Origin of the sequence: Streptomyces sp. NBC_01439 (assembly GCF_036227605.1) — a bacterium.
GTDB lineage: Bacteria > Actinomycetota > Actinomycetes > Streptomycetales > Streptomycetaceae > Streptomyces.
The window spans coordinates 4,122,058-4,138,304 of sequence record NZ_CP109487.1 but is presented as its reverse complement, the minus strand read 5'-3'; the positions used below and the strand labels follow the sequence as shown (position 1 = coordinate 4,138,304).

22 protein-coding genes are annotated in these 16,247 nt (G+C 67.7%); all 22 read left to right on the top strand.

Annotated elements, in window-relative coordinates; all coding sequences use genetic code 11:
- Nucleotides 1-3: 3 nt before the first annotated feature.
- Nucleotides 4-189: a type Z 30S ribosomal protein S14 gene (locus OG207_RS18175; protein WP_003956452.1), complete on the top strand. Its 186-nt coding sequence runs from the start codon at nt 4-6 to the stop codon at nt 187-189.
- Nucleotides 190-411: 222 nt separating this feature from the next.
- On the top strand, nt 412-810 hold the full coding sequence (gene rpsH, locus OG207_RS18170; protein WP_007265911.1) for a 30S ribosomal protein S8: 399 nt from the start codon (nt 412-414) through the stop codon (nt 808-810).
- A 20-nt stretch (nt 811-830) separates the two neighbouring features.
- Complete coding sequence (gene rplF, locus OG207_RS18165; protein ID WP_030008470.1) at nt 831-1,370, top strand: 50S ribosomal protein L6; 540 nt, start codon at nt 831-833, stop codon at nt 1,368-1,370.
- Nucleotides 1,371-1,372: 2 nt separating this feature from the next.
- Nucleotides 1,373-1,756 carry a 50S ribosomal protein L18 gene (gene rplR, locus OG207_RS18160; protein ID WP_030008471.1) on the top strand — a complete coding sequence of 128 codons (384 nt, stop codon included), beginning with the start codon at nt 1,373-1,375 and terminating at the stop codon, nt 1,754-1,756.
- Between the two features lie 45 nt (nt 1,757-1,801).
- On the top strand, nt 1,802-2,404 hold the full coding sequence (gene rpsE, locus OG207_RS18155) for a 30S ribosomal protein S5 (RefSeq protein ID WP_030008472.1): 603 nt from the start codon (nt 1,802-1,804) through the stop codon (nt 2,402-2,404).
- On the top strand, nt 2,404-2,586 hold the full coding sequence (gene rpmD, locus OG207_RS18150; RefSeq protein ID WP_005313525.1) for a 50S ribosomal protein L30: 183 nt from the start codon (nt 2,404-2,406) through the stop codon (nt 2,584-2,586). Before rpsE ends, rpmD begins: the two co-directional genes overlap by 1 nt.
- A 2-nt stretch (nt 2,587-2,588) precedes the next feature.
- Nucleotides 2,589-3,044: a 50S ribosomal protein L15 gene (gene rplO / locus OG207_RS18145; protein WP_030008473.1), complete on the top strand. Its 456-nt coding sequence runs from the start codon at nt 2,589-2,591 to the stop codon at nt 3,042-3,044.
- 187 nt (nt 3,045-3,231) lie between these two features.
- Nucleotides 3,232-4,545 (top strand): preprotein translocase subunit SecY, encoded by a 1,314-nt coding sequence (gene secY, locus OG207_RS18140; RefSeq protein ID WP_329099567.1) that lies wholly within the window; start codon nt 3,232-3,234, stop codon nt 4,543-4,545.
- Entirely contained in the window at nt 4,545-5,192 is a 648-nt protein-coding gene (locus OG207_RS18135) for an adenylate kinase (protein WP_329099566.1), read from the top strand. The genes secY and OG207_RS18135 overlap by 1 nt, the downstream gene beginning before the upstream one ends.
- A gap of 103 nt (nt 5,193-5,295) precedes the next feature.
- Complete coding sequence (map, locus tag OG207_RS18130) at nt 5,296-6,147, top strand: type I methionyl aminopeptidase (RefSeq protein WP_329099565.1); 852 nt, start codon at nt 5,296-5,298, stop codon at nt 6,145-6,147.
- A 138-nt stretch (nt 6,148-6,285) separates the two neighbouring features.
- Nucleotides 6,286-6,507, top strand: a complete 222-nt coding sequence (gene infA / locus OG207_RS18125; protein ID WP_003956442.1) for a translation initiation factor IF-1 — start codon at nt 6,286-6,288, stop codon at nt 6,505-6,507.
- Between the two features lie 73 nt (nt 6,508-6,580).
- Nucleotides 6,581-6,694 carry a 50S ribosomal protein L36 gene (gene rpmJ, locus OG207_RS18120; RefSeq protein WP_003956441.1) on the top strand — a complete coding sequence of 38 codons (114 nt, stop codon included), beginning with the start codon at nt 6,581-6,583 and terminating at the stop codon, nt 6,692-6,694.
- A 200-nt stretch (nt 6,695-6,894) separates the two neighbouring features.
- Nucleotides 6,895-7,275, top strand: a complete 381-nt coding sequence (gene rpsM / locus OG207_RS18115) for a 30S ribosomal protein S13 (protein ID WP_007265919.1) — start codon at nt 6,895-6,897, stop codon at nt 7,273-7,275.
- A gap of 54 nt (nt 7,276-7,329) precedes the next feature.
- Nucleotides 7,330-7,734, top strand: coding sequence for a 30S ribosomal protein S11 (rpsK, locus tag OG207_RS18110; protein WP_003956432.1), 405 nt, complete (start codon nt 7,330-7,332; stop codon nt 7,732-7,734).
- A gap of 152 nt (nt 7,735-7,886) precedes the next feature.
- The gene (locus tag OG207_RS18105; protein ID WP_007265920.1) at nt 7,887-8,909 is read left to right on the top strand and encodes a DNA-directed RNA polymerase subunit alpha; all 1,023 of its coding nucleotides are present in this window, start codon (nt 7,887-7,889) and stop codon (nt 8,907-8,909) included.
- Nucleotides 8,910-9,049: 140 nt separating this feature from the next.
- On the top strand, nt 9,050-9,514 hold the full coding sequence (rplQ, locus tag OG207_RS18100; protein ID WP_069921530.1) for a 50S ribosomal protein L17: 465 nt from the start codon (nt 9,050-9,052) through the stop codon (nt 9,512-9,514).
- 97 nt (nt 9,515-9,611) lie between these two features.
- Entirely contained in the window at nt 9,612-10,463 is an 852-nt protein-coding gene (gene truA / locus OG207_RS18095; protein ID WP_329099564.1) for a tRNA pseudouridine(38-40) synthase TruA, read from the top strand.
- Between the two features lie 56 nt (nt 10,464-10,519).
- Nucleotides 10,520-12,148 (top strand): ABC-F family ATP-binding cassette domain-containing protein, encoded by a 1,629-nt coding sequence (locus OG207_RS18090; protein ID WP_329099563.1) that lies wholly within the window; start codon nt 10,520-10,522, stop codon nt 12,146-12,148.
- Between the two features lie 43 nt (nt 12,149-12,191).
- Nucleotides 12,192-13,514 carry a glycosyltransferase family 87 protein gene (locus OG207_RS18085; RefSeq protein ID WP_329099562.1) on the top strand — a complete coding sequence of 441 codons (1,323 nt, stop codon included), beginning with the start codon at nt 12,192-12,194 and terminating at the stop codon, nt 13,512-13,514.
- A gap of 231 nt (nt 13,515-13,745) precedes the next feature.
- The gene (rplM, locus tag OG207_RS18080) at nt 13,746-14,189 is read left to right on the top strand and encodes a 50S ribosomal protein L13 (protein ID WP_030008481.1); all 444 of its coding nucleotides are present in this window, start codon (nt 13,746-13,748) and stop codon (nt 14,187-14,189) included.
- Nucleotides 14,190-14,231: 42 nt separating this feature from the next.
- A complete protein-coding gene (gene rpsI / locus OG207_RS18075; protein WP_030388851.1) occupies nt 14,232-14,750 on the top strand; it encodes a 30S ribosomal protein S9 in 519 nt (172 codons plus the stop codon).
- A 136-nt stretch (nt 14,751-14,886) separates the two neighbouring features.
- The gene (gene glmM / locus OG207_RS18070; RefSeq protein WP_329099561.1) at nt 14,887-16,245 is read left to right on the top strand and encodes a phosphoglucosamine mutase; all 1,359 of its coding nucleotides are present in this window, start codon (nt 14,887-14,889) and stop codon (nt 16,243-16,245) included.
- Nucleotides 16,246-16,247: the final 2 nt, after the last annotated feature.

Here is a 16,247-nt window from a genome sequence, read left to right as displayed (position 1 = left end):
GAGATGGCGAAGAAGGCTCTCATCGCGAAGGCTGCCCGCAAGCCCAAGTTCGGTGTGCGTGCGTACACCCGCTGCCAGCGCTGCGGTCGTCCCCACTCCGTGTACCGCAAGTTCGGCCTGTGCCGCGTCTGCCTTCGTGAGATGGCTCACCGTGGCGAGCTGCCGGGCGTGACCAAGAGCTCCTGGTAATTCCCTTCCGTCCGTAAGGACTTGGGAAGTTCCAGAGACTCTCGGTAAGCATCTGGTCGGTGGGTGCCCAGCTCCGCATGCCGTAGGCTTGTGGGGTTGGGCGTCCGCCGCCCTATCGACTTACTACGCCGTAGGTCCCCGCACCGCACCCGTCCCGCCACTGAGTGGGGAGAGGGATGGCGCATACAGGAAACCCCGGCGAGAGAGGCCGAAGGCCACTTCATGACCATGACTGACCCGATCGCAGACATGCTGACCCGTCTGCGTAACGCTAACTCGGCGTACCACGACACCGTCGTGATGCCGCACAGCAAGATCAAGTCGCACATCGCGGAGATCCTCAAGCAGGAGGGTTTCATCACCGGCTGGAAGGTCGAGGACGCCGAGGTCGGCAAGAACCTCGTCCTCGAGCTGAAGTTCGGGCCGAACCGTGAGCGCTCCATCGCGGGCATCAAGCGGATCTCGAAGCCCGGTCTGCGCGTGTACGCGAAGTCCACCAACCTGCCGAAGGTGCTCGGCGGCCTGGGCGTGGCGATCATCTCCACGTCGCACGGTCTGCTCACCGGCCAGCAGGCAGGCAAGAAGGGCGTAGGTGGGGAAGTCCTCGCCTACGTCTGGTAGTCGGGAACGGAGGAAAAGCAATGTCGCGAATCGGCAAGCTCCCCATCCAGGTTCCCGCCGGTGTGGACGTCACCATCGATGGCAGCACGGTTGCGGTGAAGGGCCCCAAGGGTTCCCTTTCCCACACCGTCAAGGCTCCCATCGCCGTTGTTAAGGGCGAGGACGGCGTTCTGAACGTCACCCGTCCGAACGACGAGCGTCAGAACAAGGCCCTGCACGGCCTGTCCCGCACGCTGGTGGCGAACATGATCACCGGTGTGACCACGGGATACGTCAAGGCTCTCGAGATCAGCGGTGTCGGTTACCGTGTCCTGGCGAAGGGCTCCAACCTGGAGTTCCAGCTGGGCTACAGCCACCCGATCCTGGTGGAGGCGCCCGAGGGCATCTCCTTCAAGGTCGAGTCGCCGACCAAGTTCACGGTCGAGGGCATCGACAAGCAGAAGGTCGGCGAGGTCGCCGCCAACATCCGCAAGCTGCGGAAGCCCGACCCGTACAAGGCCAAGGGTGTCAAGTACGCCGGCGAGGTCATCCGCCGCAAGGTCGGAAAGGCTGGTAAGTAGCCATGGCATACGGTGTGAAGATCGCCAAGGGCGACGCGTACAAGCGCGCTGCCAAGGCTCGCCGCCACATCCGCATCCGCAAGAACGTCTCGGGTACGGCGGAGCGTCCGCGCCTCGTCGTGACGCGTTCGAACCGCAACATCGTTGCTCAGGTCATCGACGACCTCCAGGGCCACACCCTGGCGTCGGCGTCGACCCTGGACGCTTCGATCCGCGGTGGCGAAGGCGACAAGAGCTCGCAGGCCCAGGCTGTCGGCGCGCTCGTCGCCGAGCGTGCCAAGGCCGCGGGTGTCGAGACCGTCGTGTTCGACCGCGGTGGCAACCGATACGCCGGGCGCATTGCCGCTCTGGCTGACGCCGCCCGCGAAGCCGGGCTGAAGTTCTAAGCCCCGGTTCCGGGACTCACGGACGTAACAGAGAGAGGTAATCCAATGGCTGGACCCCAGCGCCGCGGAAGCGGTGCCGGTGGCGGCGAGCGGCGGGACCGGAAGGGTCGCGACGGTGGCCCTGCCGCCGAGAAGACCGCTTACGTTGAGCGCGTTGTCGCGATCAACCGCGTCGCCAAGGTTGTCAAGGGTGGTCGCCGCTTCAGCTTCACCGCGCTGGTCGTGGTGGGCGACGGTGACGGCACCGTAGGTGTCGGTTACGGCAAGGCCAAGGAAGTTCCCGCGGCCATCGCCAAGGGTGTCGAGGAAGCCAAGAAGAACTTCTTCAAGGTTCCGCGCATCCAGGGCACCATCCCTCACCCGATCCAGGGCGAGAAGGCTGCGGGCGTCGTCCTGCTGAAGCCTGCTTCCCCCGGTACCGGTGTTATCGCCGGTGGCCCGGTGCGCGCCGTTCTGGAGTGCGCCGGCGTTCACGACATCCTGTCGAAGTCCCTGGGCTCCGACAACGCGATCAACATCGTGCACGCGACCGTGGAGGCCCTCAAGGGCCTGCAGCGTCCCGAGGAGATCGCGGCTCGCCGTGGTCTGCCCCTCGAGGACGTCGCCCCCGCGGCTCTGCTTCGTGCACGTGCTGGGGCGGGTGCGTAATGGCTCGCCTCAAGATCACGCAGACGAAGTCGTACATCGGTAGCAAGCAGAACCACCGCGACACGCTGCGTTCGCTCGGGCTCAAGCGCCTGAACGACGTCGTCGTCAAGGAGGACCGCCCCGAGTTCCGCGGAATGGTGCACACCGTCCGCCACCTCGTGACGGTTGAGGAGGTTGACTAATCATGGCTGAGAACAGCCCGCTGAAGGCCCACAACCTCCGTCCCGCCCCCGGCGCCAAGACCGCGAAGACCCGTGTCGGTCGTGGTGAGGCGTCGAAGGGTAAGACGGCCGGTCGTGGTACGAAGGGCCAGAAGGCCCGTTACCAGATCCCGCAGCGCTTCGAGGGTGGGCAGATGCCCCTCCACATGCGCCTGCCGAAGCTCAAGGGCTTCAAGAACCCGTTCCGCACCGAGTTCCAGGTCGTGAACCTGGACAAGCTCGGCGCGCTCTACCCCGAGGGTGGAGAAGTCACGGTGGCCGACCTGGTCGCCAAGGGCGCGGTTCGCAAGAACAGCCTCGTCAAGGTCCTGGGCCAGGGCGAGATCTCCGTGGCGCTGCAGGTTTCGGTTGACGCCGTCTCCGCCTCCGCCAAGGAGAAGATTGCCGCTGCCGGCGGCACCGTCACCGAGCTCGTCTAAGACGATTTCAGTGGCTGAATAGCTCGAAACCCGACCGGGGATGCCTCACATATGGGGCATCCCCGGTCGGTCGTTCCACGGAAGGCACACTCGCCGGTAAGGTGGCGTGCACCTTTGCTTTGTCGTATTCGTCGATCCCTCAGACCGTCACCTCTGACGCAGTAGCGCGGGGGTCGCAGGAGGCACCGTGCTCACCGCGTTCGCCCGGGCGTTCAAGACGCCCGACCTGCGCAAGAAGCTGCTCTTCACGCTCGGCATCATCGTGCTGTTCCGGCTCGGGTCCCACGTACCGGTCCCCGGGGTGAGCTACAAGAACGTTCAGATCTGTGTGGAGCAGGCAGGCAGCAGCAATGGGCTGTTCGGCCTGGTCAACATGTTCAGCGGCGGTGCGCTGCTGCAGATCACGATCTTCGCGCTCGGCATCATGCCCTACATCACGGCGAGCATCATCCTGCAGCTGCTGACCGTGGTCATCCCGAAGCTGGAGGCCCTCAAGAAGGAGGGACAGTCCGGCACGGCGAAGATCACCCAGTACACGCGCTATTTGACGGTCGCCCTCGCGATCCTGCAGGGCACCGGCCTCGTCGCCACCGCTCGCACCGGTGCCCTCTTCGGCACCTGCCAGGTCGGCCGCGAGATCGTCCCGGACCGGTCGATCTTCACCACGGTCGTCATGGTGGTCACCATGACCGCCGGTACCTGCGTCGTGATGTGGCTCGGTGAGCTCATCACCGACCGCGGCATCGGCAACGGCATGTCGATCCTCATGTTCATCTCGATCGCCGCCGGCTTCATCGGCGCGCTGTGGCAGATCAAGCTCCAGGGCAAGATCGCCGACGGCTGGGTCGAGTTCGGTGTGGTCATGCTCGTCGGCCTCGCGATGGTCGGCCTGGTGGTCTTCGTCGAGCAGGCGCAGCGCCGGATCCCGGTCCAGTACGCGAAGCGCATGATCGGTCGCCGTGCGTACGGCGGCACCTCGACCTACATCCCGCTCAAGGTGAACCAGGCGGGCATCATCCCCGTCATCTTCGCCTCGTCGCTGCTCTACATCCCGGCGCTGGTCGTGCAGTTCAGCGGATCCCAGGCAGGCTGGGCCACCTGGATCCAGAAGCACTTCGTCAAGGGCGACCACCCGTACTACATCGCGGCCTACTTCCTCCTGATCGTCTTCTTCGCGTTCTTCTACGTGGCGATCTCGTTCAACCCCGAGGAAGTTGCAGACAACATGAAGAAGTATGGTGGGTTCATCCCGGGCATCCGCGCCGGTCGGCCCACCGCCGAGTACCTCAGCTACGTACTCAACCGGATCACCTGGCCGGGGTCGCTGTACCTGGGTCTCATCGCTCTTGTGCCGACGATGGCGTTGGCCGGCTTCGGAGCGAACCAGAACTTCCCGTTCGGCGGGACGAGCATCCTGATCATCGTGGGTGTGGGTCTGGAAACCGTGAAGCAGATCGAGAGCCAGCTCCAGCAGCGTAATTACGAAGGGTTCCTCCGCTGATGCGAATCGTCCTCGTTGGACCGCCCGGTGCCGGCAAGGGAACGCAGGCCGCGTTCCTTGCTAAGAACCTGTCGATTCCGCACATCTCCACGGGTGACCTGTTCCGGGCCAACATCAGCCAGGGCACTGAGCTGGGCAAGCAGGCGAAGGCGTACATGGACGCCGGCGACCTGGTGCCCGACGAGGTGACCATCGGCATGGCCAAGGACCGTATGGAGCAGCCGGACGCCGTGAACGGCTTCCTGCTCGACGGTTTCCCGCGCAACGTCTCGCAGGCCGAGGCGCTCGACGTGATGCTCCAGGCGGAGGGCATGAAGCTCGACGCCGTCCTCGACCTGGAGGTCGAGGAGGACGAGGTCGTCAAGCGGATCGCCGGTCGGCGGATCTGCCGCAAGGACTCCTCGCACGTCTTCCACGTGGCGTACGCCCGTCCGAAGGTCGAGGGTGTCTGCGACACCTGCGAAGGCGAGCTGTACCAGCGCGGCGACGACTCCGAGGCCACGGTCCGCAACCGGCTGGAGGTCTACCACACGCAGACCGAGCCGATCATCGACTACTACAAGGCCCAGGGCCTGCTGGTGACCATTCCGGCCCTCGGTGAGGTCGCGGACGTCACCAAGCGCGCGATGGACGCCCTCAAGAAGTAGTAACCCTTTGTGTGCAGGTACGGCCGCGGTGTCCCCAGGGCATCGCGGCCGTACTGTTGAAAAGACCTGAACAACGCAGATCCGAAGGTGGAAGGCATTTCCCATGGTCCAGATCAAGACCCCCGAGCAGATCGCGAAGATGCGCGAGGCAGGGCTGGTCGTCGCGGCGATCCACGCCGCGACCCGTGAGGCGGCCGTACCGGGTGCCACGACGCGGGATCTGGACATGGTGGCCCGCAAGGTCATCGCGGACGCCGGGGCCAGGTCGAACTTCCTCGGCTACGGCGGGTTCCCCGCGACCATCTGCACCTCGGTGAACGAGGTCGTCGTCCACGGCATCCCGGACGACAAGACCGTCCTCAAGGACGGCGACATCATCTCGATCGACGCCGGCGCGATCGTGGACGGCTGGCACGGCGACGCCGCGTACACCGCCTTCGTGGGCACCGGGCACGCGCCTGAGCTCGTGGAGCTGTCCCGGGTGACCGAGGAGTCCATGTGGGCCGGGATCGCCGCCATGAAGCTCGGCAACCGCCTCGTGGACATCTCCAAGGCGATCGAGACGTACATCAAGCGCCAGCCCCGTCCTTCCACCGGTGAGCACAGCCTCGGCAAGTTCGGGATCATCGAGGACTACGGCGGCCACGGCATCGGGTCCGAGATGCACATGGACCCCCACCTGCTGAACTACGTCTCGCGCAAGCGGGGCAAGGGGATCAAGCTCGTTCCGGGTCTCTGCCTGGCGATCGAGCCGATGGTTTCCCTCGGCACCGCCCAGACGGAGGTCCTTTCGGACGACTGGACGGTCATCACGACGGACGGCACCTGGTCCTCGCACTGGGAGCACTCCATCGCGCTGACGGAGGCCGGGCCCATCGTCCTGACCAGCCCGGATTGCGGCAAGGCGAAGCTGGCGGAGTACGGGGTCACCACGGCTCCGGACCCCCTCGGTTAATGATCTAGACTCTGGGGCAAACTTTCCGGATTCGTCTTTCTGGGTGCCCTGACGTAGACTGACTCGTCGGCTCTCGTGCACTTCCATGTCTGCGTGGCGCACAGAGCCGATCAAGGTAGCCGATTCGAAAGGCGAAGCGTGGCCAAGAAGCAAGGTGCCATCGAAATCGAGGGCACCGTGATCGAGTCCCTCCCGAACGCCATGTTCAAGGTGGAACTCCAGAACGGTCACAAGGTCCTCGCGCACATCAGCGGCAAGATGCGTATGCACTACATCCGCATCCTCCCCGATGACCGGGTCGTTGTGGAGCTGTCTCCGTACGACCTGACGCGTGGCCGGATCGTCTACCGATACAAGTAGATCTTGCTCTCACTCCTGCCTGGGCGTCCGTCCCGGTGCGGGTGGTGGCACTGACCCGGAGAACCTCACCAACATGAAGGTCAAGCCGAGCGTCAAGAAGATCTGCGACAAGTGCAAGGTGATCCGCCGTCACGGTCGGGTCATGGTCATCTGCGACAACCTGCGCCACAAGCAGCGCCAGGGCTGACGCACGCCGACCGACCTGCCTTCCGCAGTTCTTCGCGCGACGTAAGAAAACGTACATACGCAGAACCCGCCCAGCCCTTCACGGGGCCGGCGGCACCTCCGGCGGGGGCCGGGGACCCGGGCGTACCATCACCCATTTCGGGGTGGTCGGCGGTCGGGGTCGGTTCTGCTGAAGACCCCCGAACACACAGGAGCCATTGAATGGCACGCGTTTCCGGTGTTGACATCCCGCGCGAAAAGCGCGTGGAGATCGCACTCACCTACGTCTTCGGTATCGGGCGCACCCGGTCCAAGGAGATCCTCGCCTCCACCGGCGTGAACCCGAACACCCGCGTTCGTGACCTGGCCGAAGAGGACCTCGTCAAGATCCGCGAGTACGTGGACGCCAACCTCCGTACCGAGGGTGACCTCCGCCGCGAGATCCAGGGCGACATCCGCCGCAAGATCGAGATCCAGTGCTACCAGGGTATCCGCCACCGTCGCGGCCTCCCGGTGCACGGTCAGCGCACCAGCACCAACGCGCGTACCCGCAAGGGCCCGCGTCGCGCGATCGCCGGTAAGAAGAAGCCGGGCAAGAAGTAGTCCTGTTCAGCGGTCTTGCGCTGTAGGACCGACCACCTCCCGTAGGAGATTTAGATGCCCCCCAAGGGTCGTCAGGGCGCTGCCAAGAAGGTGCGCCGCAAGGAAAAGAAGAACGTCGCTCACGGGCACGCCCACATCAAGAGCACGTTCAACAACACCATCGTTTCGATCACGGACCCGTCCGGCAACGTGATCTCCTGGGCCTCCGCCGGCCACGTCGGCTTCAAGGGCTCGCGCAAGTCCACCCCCTTCGCCGCGCAGATGGCCGCCGAGTCGGCCGCCCGTCGCGCGCAGGAGCACGGCATGCGCAAGGTTGACGTCTTCGTGAAGGGTCCGGGCTCCGGCCGCGAGACCGCGATCCGCTCCCTCCAGGCCACCGGCCTCGAGGTCGGCTCGATCCAGGACGTCACCCCCACCCCGCACAACGGCTGCCGCCCGCCGAAGCGCCGCCGCGTCTGACGCAGCGGACGCACCTGTGCGTTCTTGAGTGTCCGGGCGGTACGTACCCCTCGCGGGGGACGTGCCGCCCGTACCCTTGTAAGTCCGCGGTCCTCCGGACCGTGTCCGTCGGGCGTCAAATAGTGGGCGTCCACGAATGAAGGAACACAGACATGCTTATCGCTCAGCGTCCTTCGCTGACCGAAGAGGTCGTCGACGAGTACCGCTCGCGGTTCGTGATCGAGCCGCTGGAGCCGGGCTTCGGTTACACCCTCGGCAACTCCCTGCGCCGCACCCTCCTGTCCTCCATCCCGGGTGCCGCCGTCACCAGCATCCGCGTGGACGGCGTCCTGCACGAGTTCACGACCGTGCCGGGTGTGAAGGAAGACGTCACCGACATCATCCTGAACATCAAGCAGCTGGTCGTCTCCTCGGAGCACGACGAGCCGGTCGTGATGTACCTGCGCAAGCAGGGTCCCGGCCTGGTCACCGCCGCTGACATCGCGCCCCCGGCCGGTGTCGAGGTGCACAACCCGGACCTGGTCCTCGCCACGCTCAACGGCAAGGGCAAGCTGGAGATGGAGCTGACCGTCGAGCGCGGTCGCGGCTACGTCTCCGCCGTCCAGAACAAGCAGCTGGGCCAGGAGATCGGCCGCATCCCGGTCGACTCCATCTACAGCCCGGTCCTCAAGGTCACCTACAAGGTCGAGGCGACCCGAGTCGAGCAGCGCACCGACTTCGACAAGCTGATCGTCGACGTCGAGACCAAGCAGGCCATGCGCCCGCGTGACGCCATGGCGTCCGCCGGTAAGACCCTGGTCGAGCTGTTCGGTCTGGCGCGCGAGCTCAACATCGACGCCGAGGGCATCGACATGGGCCCGTCCCCCACGGACGCCGCCCTGGCCGCCGACCTGGCGCTGCCGATCGAGGAGCTCGAGCTCACGGTCCGCTCGTACAACTGCCTCAAGCGCGAGGGCATCCACTCCGTGGGTGAGCTCGTCGCCCGCTCCGAGGCCGACCTGCTCGACATCCGCAACTTCGGTGCGAAGTCGATCGACGAGGTTAAGGCGAAGCTGGCCGGCATGGGCCTGGCCCTCAAGGACAGCCCGCCCGGATTCGACCCGACCGCCGCCGCCGACGCCTTCGGTGCCGACGACGACGCGGACGCCGGTTTCGTCGAGACCGAGCAGTACTGATCCACCCCGCCGCCGGCGGCCGAGGCCTTCGGCCCGGGTCGCCGGCCGGGCTCGGACCGAAATCTTTCCCGCGGCATCCGCCTCGGGGGAACTGACACCGGTACCTGACACGGCCGGTGCAGATATGAAGGAGTAACACCATGCCGCGTCCCGCAAAGGGTGCCCGCCTGGGCGGTTCCGCCGCGCACGAGAAGCACCTGCTCGCGAACCTCGCGAAGGCGCTCTTCGAGCACGGCCGCATCACCACCACCGAGGCCAAGGCCCGCCGCCTGCGTCCCTACGCCGAGCGTCTGGTCACCAAGGCCAAGAAGGGCGACATCCACAACCGTCGCCTGGTGCTGCAGACGATCACGGACAAGAGCATCGTGCACACGCTGTTCACCGAGATCGCCCCGCGCTACGAGAACCGCCCCGGTGGTTACACGCGCATCACCAAGATCGGCAACCGTCGTGGCGACAACGCCCCGATGGCCGTCATCGAGCTGGTCGAGGCCCTGACGGTCGCCCAGCAGGCCACTGGTGAGGCCGAGGCCGCCACCAAGCGCGCCGTGAAGGAGGCGGAGGCCACCGAGGCTCCCGCCGCCGAGGAGACCAAGGAGGCCTGATCCCCTCCCGGGATCACGCTGACAAGGCTCTGAACGGGCCCGCCCCTTCCGGGGCGGGCCCGTTCTGCATATGTGAGCTTCTGAGAGGATCGGTCACGTGAGTGACGAGGTGGAGCCCGGGCACGTCCGGGTGCGGTTGGACCTGAGCTACGACGGCAAGGACTTCTCCGGCTGGGCGAAGCAGCGCGTGCTGCGGACCGTCCAGGGCGAGCTGGAGTCGGCCCTGCAGACCGTGATGCGACTGTCCGAGCCGGTCGAGCTGACCGTGGCCGGGCGCACGGACGCGGGCGTGCACGCCCGCGGACAGGTCGCCCAGTTCGACCTCGCCGAGGAGGTCTGGGCCGAGCACCACGACAAGCTGCTGCGCCGCCTCGCCGGCCGGCTGCCGCACGACGTACGGGTGTGGAAGGTCGCCGAGGCCCCCGAAGGCTTCAACGCGCGCTTCTCGGCGATCTGGCGGCGCTACGCCTACCGCGTCGGCGACCACCAGGGCGGCGTCGACCCGCTGCGCCGCGGGCACGTGCTCTGGCACCAGTGGCCGCTCGACGTGGACGCCATGAACGAGGCCGCCGCCCCGCTGCTCGGCGAGCACGACTTCGCCGCGTACTGCAAGAAGCGCGAGGGCGCCACGACCATCCGTACCCTCCAGCAGCTCAGCTGGGAGCGGGCCGAGGACGGGATCGTCACCGCGACCGTCCGCGCCGACGCCTTCTGCCACAACATGGTCCGCTCGCTGGTGGGCGCCCTGCTGCACGTCGGCGACGGCCACCGGCCCACCGACTGGCCCGGCAAGGTGCTGGCGGCCGCCGTACGGGACTCCTCGGTGCACGTGGTCAAGCCGCACGGCCTGACCCTGGAGGAGGTCGGCTACCCGGCGGACGAGCTGCTGGCCGCCCGCAGCAAGGAAGCGCGCAACGTGCGGACCCTGCCGGGCGCCGGCTGCTGCTGACCGCCCCGCGGGCGTCCGGCTAATCCGTTTGGGCGGATCGCCGCCGGACCGGGACAATGCCCGGCATGGGACATCTCGAAGCCAGCCACCTGGAGTACTACCTTCCCGACGGGCGGGTACTGCTCCCTGACGTCTCCTTCCGCGTGGGGGAGGGGTCGGTCGTCGCGCTCGTCGGGGCGAACGGGGCCGGCAAGACCACCCTGCTGAAGATGATCTCCGGCGAGCTCCAGCCGCACGGCGGCGGGATCACCGTCTCCGGCGGCCTCGGCGTGATGTCGCAGTTCGTGGGCTCGGTGCGGGACGAGACGACCGTACGGGACCTGCTGGTCTCGGTGGCCCAGCCGCGCATCCGGGAGGCCGCCAAGGCGGTGGACCGCGCCGAGCAGCTGATCCTGACGGTGGACGACGAGGCCGCCCAGATGGCCTACGCCCAGGCGTTGAGCGACTGGGCGGACGTCCAGGGGTACGAGGCGGAGACGCTGTGGGACGTCTGCACCATGGCCGCGCTGGCGATTCCGTACGACTCCGCGCAGTTCCGCGAGGTGCGGACGCTCTCGGGCGGTGAGCAGAAGCGCCTCGTGCTGGAGGCGCTGCTGCGCGGGCCCGACGAGGTGCTGCTGCTCGACGAGCCGGACAACTACCTGGACGTCCCCGGCAAGCGCTGGCTGGAAGAGCAGCTGAAGGCCACCCGCAAGACGGTGCTCTTCGTCTCCCACGACCGGGAGCTGCTGACCCAGGCCGCCGAGAAGATCATCAGCCTGGAGGCGAGCCCGACGGGCTCCGACGTCTGGGTGCACGGCGCCGGCTTCGCCACGTACCACGACGCCCGCAAGGAGCGCTTCGCGCGCTTCGAGGAGCTCAAGCGGCGCTGGGACGAGGAGCACGCGCGACTGAAGGCGCTGGTGCTGCGGCTGCGCAACCAGGCCGCGAGCAGCCCCGACATGGCCTCGCGGTACCGCGCGATGCAGACCCGCTTCCAGAAGTTCGAGGAGGCCGGCCCGCCGCCGGAGCCGCCGCGGGAGCAGGACATCAAGATGCGGCTCAAGGGCGGCCGCACGGGCGTGCGCGCCCTGACCGTGGAGAACCTGGAGCTGACCGGCCTGATGAAGCCCTTCTCCCTGGAGGTCTTCTACGGGGAGCGGGTCGCGGTCCTCGGCTCGAACGGCTCGGGCAAGTCGCACTTCCTGCGCCTGATGGCGGGCGAGGACGTCAAGCACACGGGTACGTGGAAGCTGGGCGCACGGGTGGTTCCCGGCCATTTCGCGCAGACGCACGCCCACCCGGAGCTCTTCGGGCGGACCCTCGTCGACATCCTCTGGACGGAGGCGGCGAAGCCCCTGGGGCAGGCGATGGGGGCCCTGCGCCGGTACGAGCTGGAGCGCCAGGGGGACCAGCCGTTCGAGAAGCTCTCGGGCGGGCAGCAGGCGCGCTTCCAGATCCTGCTGCTGGAGCTGGCGGGCACCACGGCGCTGCTGTTGGACGAGCCGACGGACAACCTGGACCTGGAGTCGGCGGAGGCGCTGCAGGACGGACTGGAGGCCTACGACGGCACGGTGCTGTGCGTCACGCACGACCGGTGGTTCGCGCGCACATTTGACCGTTACCTGGTCTTCGGTTCGGACGGTGTTGTGCGGGAGACTCAGGAACCCGTCTGGGACGAACGTAGAGTCGAACGCAAGCGCTAGGGGGGCGACCGTGGCCCCCTCGGTCGAGTGAGGGGCAGGCGTCGTGGGGCTGCGGCCTAGCAACTGGCTGATGAAGTGGGAGAACCAGGGTCCCGGGAACCGGGGTGCCGGGGACGGGGGCCCGGGGTACGGGGGAGCCGGGAGCAGGCTGATCGGCTGGCTGCTCCGGCCGGCCGGCCGGTCCTGGCAGGTGGTCTCCCTCGCGGTGCTCCTCGGGATCGCCGTCTCCACGAGCCTTCGGGCGAACTGGGGCTCCGACAACGCGTTCGTGGTCAAGGCCGCGCAGACGCTGCTGGACGGCGGGTCCCCGTACGAGGACAAGCGGTTCCTCTACCTGCCCAGTGCCGTGCTCATGGCGGTCCCCGAGGCGCTGTTGCCGCGCGAGGTGCTGCGGTGGCTGCTGCCGCTCGGGATGTCGGGGCTGCTGGGCGTCGGCTGGCTGGCCGCGCTGCGGATATTCGCGGTGCCGCTGCGCTCGCGGTTCGCGGTCGGCGGCTTCGCGGTGTTCGCCCTCGCCTACAAGCCGTACGTCAACCTCGTGCTGATCGGCAACTGGACCGCCATCTCGGCGGCCGCCCTGCCGGTGGCGCTGCTGCTCGCGCAGCGGCACAGGTGGGGGTCGGCCGGGCTGGTCGTGGGCCTCGCGATCGCGTGCAAGCCGATGCTCGTGCCCCTCGGACTGCTCTTCCTGGTCGCCCGGCGGTGGCGGGCGCTGGCCGCGGCCGTGCTGGTGCCGCTGGGGTTCTCGCTGGCCGGCGCGCTGGTGATGCCGAGCCCGTCGCTGTTCTTCACCAAGACCCTGCCCTTCCTGCTCCAGGGGCAGGACTCGTACGCGCTGCCGTGGGACGCCTCGCCGATCGCCGTGCTGCCGCGGCTGGGCGTGCCGGCGCCGCTGGCGGTGCTGGTGGCCTTCGCGGGAGCCGCGGCGGGCCTGTGGGCCGCATGGGTCCGGTGGCGGCGGGAGGACACCGACGGGGGCGAGCTGCGCCTGGTGGAAACGGCCTGCATGGTGATGCTCGCCGCGTTCTTGGTGTCTCGGCCGTCCTTCGACCACTACCTGCTGGTGGTCCTGCCGCTGCTGATGGCTTCGGTGGTGCGGTCGGACGCGGCGGCGCGTTCGCCCTGGTTCTGGGCGGTGCTGGGGCCCCAGGTGGCGGGCATTCCGTGGCCGTCGGAGCTGGAGGCCAAACGGCGCGCCTTCAAGGACTGCGCCACCCTGTGCGGGCTTGCGTTCGTGCTGGCGCGTCGTGCGCTGCGCCCGGAACGGGTTACTCTGGAGCCCGTAACAACTGCGGGGTCCCCATCCAGGACCGAACCGGAGTGCGCCGCGACGCCAGCAGAATCGGCATCGCGGACCGCGTTTTGACCCGTACGGGTCTGCTTGGGTATCCTGCTGGTTTGTTATGCGTATTGGCTTTCTCATTCTCACGTGAAAGGGCCTTGCGCCGGTCCACCGGACCGATGACCAGCAGCTTCACGCGGGTGCGTCCCCGCTGTGAACGAGGGCTGTCGTGATCGTCCGTGGTGACCCTGTCAGGACCTTCCCGTGGGGCTTGCGCCCTTGGGATACCACCACTGAAGAAGCGAAGGCATACGCGTGCGTACGTTCAGCCCCAAGCCCGGCGACATCTCGCGCCAGTGGCTCGTCATCGACGCCCAGGACGTTGTCCTCGGCCGTCTGGCGACCCAGGCCGCTGCCCTCCTGAAGGGCAAGCACAAGCCGACCTACGCCCCCCACATGGACATGGGTGACTTCGTCGTCATCATCAACGCCGACAAGGTGCACCTGTCCGGTAACAAGGCGTCGCAGAAGATGGCGTACCGCCACTCCGGCTACCCGGGCGGTCTCCGCTCCGTGCGCTACGACGACCTCCTGGCGAACAACCCGGAGAAGGCCGTCGAGAAGGCCGTCAAGGGCATGCTCCCCAAGAACACCCTGGGCCGTCAGATGCTCTCGAAGCTGAAGGTCTACTCGGGCGACCAGCACCCCCACGCTGCCCAGCAGCCGGTGCCGTTCGAGATCACCCAGGTCGCGCAGTAGTTCCGGCCACCCCCTAAGACGTAGAAAATTCTGAGGAGCATCGTGGCCGAGACCACCGCCGAGACGACCGTCGAAGAGTTCGAGGGCAACGTCGAGGAGTACACCAGCGAGTCTGAGGTCGTCGTCGAGGGCGACTACACCTCCGAGTCCCTTGCCGGTCGCTTCGGCGACCCCCAGCCGGCCGCCGGCCTGGGCCGTCGCAAGAACGCCATCGCCCGCGTCCGGATCGTTCCGGGCACCGGCAAGTGGAAGATCAACGGTCGCACCCTTGAGGACTACTTCCCCAACAAGGTGCACCAGCAGGAAGTCAACGAGCCCTTCAAGCTCCTCGAGCTTGACGGCCGCTACGACGTCATCGCCCGCATCTCGGGTGGCGGCGTGTCCGGCCAGGCCGGCGCCCTGCGCCTCGGTGTGGCCCGTGCGCTGAACGAGGCGGACGTGGACAACAACCGCCCGGCGCTGAAGAAGGCCGGCTTCCTCTCCCGCGACGACCGTGCGGTCGAGCGCAAGAAGGCCGGTCTCAAGAAGGCCCGTAAGGCTCCGCAGTACAGCAAGCGTTAATCTGCGCCTGCTGTTCTGCAACGAAACCGCCCCGGCAGCACTCTCCGTGCTGCCGGGGCGGTTCGTTTACCGCCACAAGCGGCAAATATCTGTCACAAGCGGTCATAACGCGAAGCGGAAACTCGGGAGGACAACAGTGGGACGACTCTTCGGGACGGACGGTGTACGCGGCGTCGCCAACGCGGATCTGACGGCGGAGCTCGCGCTCGGCCTCTCCGTGGCGGCTGCCCACGTACTGGCCGAGGCGGGCACCTTCGAGGGCCACCGGGCGACCGCGGTGGTCGGCCGGGACCCCCGCGCCTCCGGCGAATTCCTGGAGGCCGCGGTCGTGGCCGGCCTCGCGAGCGCGGGCGTGGACGTCCTGCGCGTCGGTGTGCTGCCCACCCCGGCGGTGGCGTATCTCACCGGTGCGCTGGGCGCCGACCTCGGCGTGATGCTCTCCGCCAGCCACAACGCCATGCCCGACAACGGCATCAAGTTCTTCGCGCGCGGCGGCCACAAGCTCGCCGACGAGCTGGAGGACCGCATCGAGTCGACCTACGAGCAGCACCGCACCGGCGCCCCCTGGGACCGGCCCACCGGCTCCGGCGTCGGCCGCGTCTCCGACTACACCGAGGGCTTCGACCGGTACGTCGCCCACCTCATCGGCGTCCTCCCGAACCGCCTCGACGGCCTGAAGGTCGTCCTCGACGAGGCCCACGGCGCGGCCGCGTACGTCTCGCCCGAGGCCTTCACCCGGGCCGGCGCGGAGATCGTCACGATCGGCGCCGAGCCCGACGGCCTCAACATCAACGACGGCTGCGGCTCCACTCACCTCGGCCTGCTCAAGGCGGCCGTGGTCGAGCACGGCGCCGACTTCGGCATCGCGCACGACGGCGACGCCGACCGCTGCCTGGCCGTGGACGGCTCCGGCGAGGAGATCGACGGGGACCAGATCCTCGCCGTGCTGGCCCTGGCCATGCGCGAGGCCGGCCAGCTCCGCGAGAACACCGTGGTCGGCACCGTGATGTCCAACCTGGGCTTCAAGCTGGCCATGGAGGCCGAGGGCATCCAGGTCGTGCAGACCGGGGTCGGCGACCGCTACGTGCTGGAGTCGATGAAGGAGCACGGCTACGCGCTCGGCGGCGAGCAGTCCGGCCACGTGATCATCCTCGACCACGCGACGACCGGTGACGGCACCCTGACCGGCCTGCTGCTGGCGGCGCGCGTCGTGGCCACCGGCAGGTCCCTCGCCGAACTGGCGGGCGTCATGCAGCGGCTGCCGCAGGTGCTCATCAACGTGCCCGACGTGGACAAGTCCCGCGTCACCACCTCCGCCGAGCTGGCCGCGGCGGTCGCCGACGCCGAGCGCGAGCTGGGCACCACCGGGCGGGTGCTGCTGCGCCCCTCCGGTACGGAGCCGCTCGTACGCGTGATGGTCGAGGCCGCCGACATCGAGCAGGCCCGTTCGGTCGCCGGCCGCCTCGCGGACGTCGTGAAGTCCGCGCTGGGCTAGGC

What these genes read in the sequence shown, in the direction of transcription:
- OG207_RS18175 (WP_003956452.1), top strand. Translation starts at nt 4, where the DNA reads ATGGCGAAGAAGGCTCTCATCGCGAAGGCTGCCCGCAAGCCCAAGTTC.
- rpsH (WP_007265911.1), top strand. Translation starts at nt 412, where the DNA reads ATGACCATGACTGACCCGATCGCAGACATGCTGACCCGTCTGCGTAAC.
- rplF (WP_030008470.1), top strand. Translation starts at nt 831, where the DNA reads ATGTCGCGAATCGGCAAGCTCCCCATCCAGGTTCCCGCCGGTGTGGAC.
- rplR (WP_030008471.1), top strand. Translation starts at nt 1,373, where the DNA reads ATGGCATACGGTGTGAAGATCGCCAAGGGCGACGCGTACAAGCGCGCT.
- rpsE (WP_030008472.1), top strand. Translation starts at nt 1,802, where the DNA reads ATGGCTGGACCCCAGCGCCGCGGAAGCGGTGCCGGTGGCGGCGAGCGG.
- rpmD (WP_005313525.1), top strand. Translation starts at nt 2,404, where the DNA reads ATGGCTCGCCTCAAGATCACGCAGACGAAGTCGTACATCGGTAGCAAG.
- rplO (WP_030008473.1), top strand. Translation starts at nt 2,589, where the DNA reads ATGGCTGAGAACAGCCCGCTGAAGGCCCACAACCTCCGTCCCGCCCCC.
- OG207_RS18135 (WP_329099566.1), top strand. Translation starts at nt 4,545, where the DNA reads ATGCGAATCGTCCTCGTTGGACCGCCCGGTGCCGGCAAGGGAACGCAG.
- map (WP_329099565.1), top strand. Translation starts at nt 5,296, where the DNA reads ATGGTCCAGATCAAGACCCCCGAGCAGATCGCGAAGATGCGCGAGGCA.
- rpmJ (WP_003956441.1), top strand. Translation starts at nt 6,581, where the DNA reads ATGAAGGTCAAGCCGAGCGTCAAGAAGATCTGCGACAAGTGCAAGGTG.
- rpsM (WP_007265919.1), top strand. Translation starts at nt 6,895, where the DNA reads ATGGCACGCGTTTCCGGTGTTGACATCCCGCGCGAAAAGCGCGTGGAG.
- rpsK (WP_003956432.1), top strand. Translation starts at nt 7,330, where the DNA reads ATGCCCCCCAAGGGTCGTCAGGGCGCTGCCAAGAAGGTGCGCCGCAAG.
- OG207_RS18105 (WP_007265920.1), top strand. Translation starts at nt 7,887, where the DNA reads ATGCTTATCGCTCAGCGTCCTTCGCTGACCGAAGAGGTCGTCGACGAG.
- rplQ (WP_069921530.1), top strand. Translation starts at nt 9,050, where the DNA reads ATGCCGCGTCCCGCAAAGGGTGCCCGCCTGGGCGGTTCCGCCGCGCAC.
- OG207_RS18090 (WP_329099563.1), top strand. Translation starts at nt 10,520, where the DNA reads ATGCCCGGCATGGGACATCTCGAAGCCAGCCACCTGGAGTACTACCTT.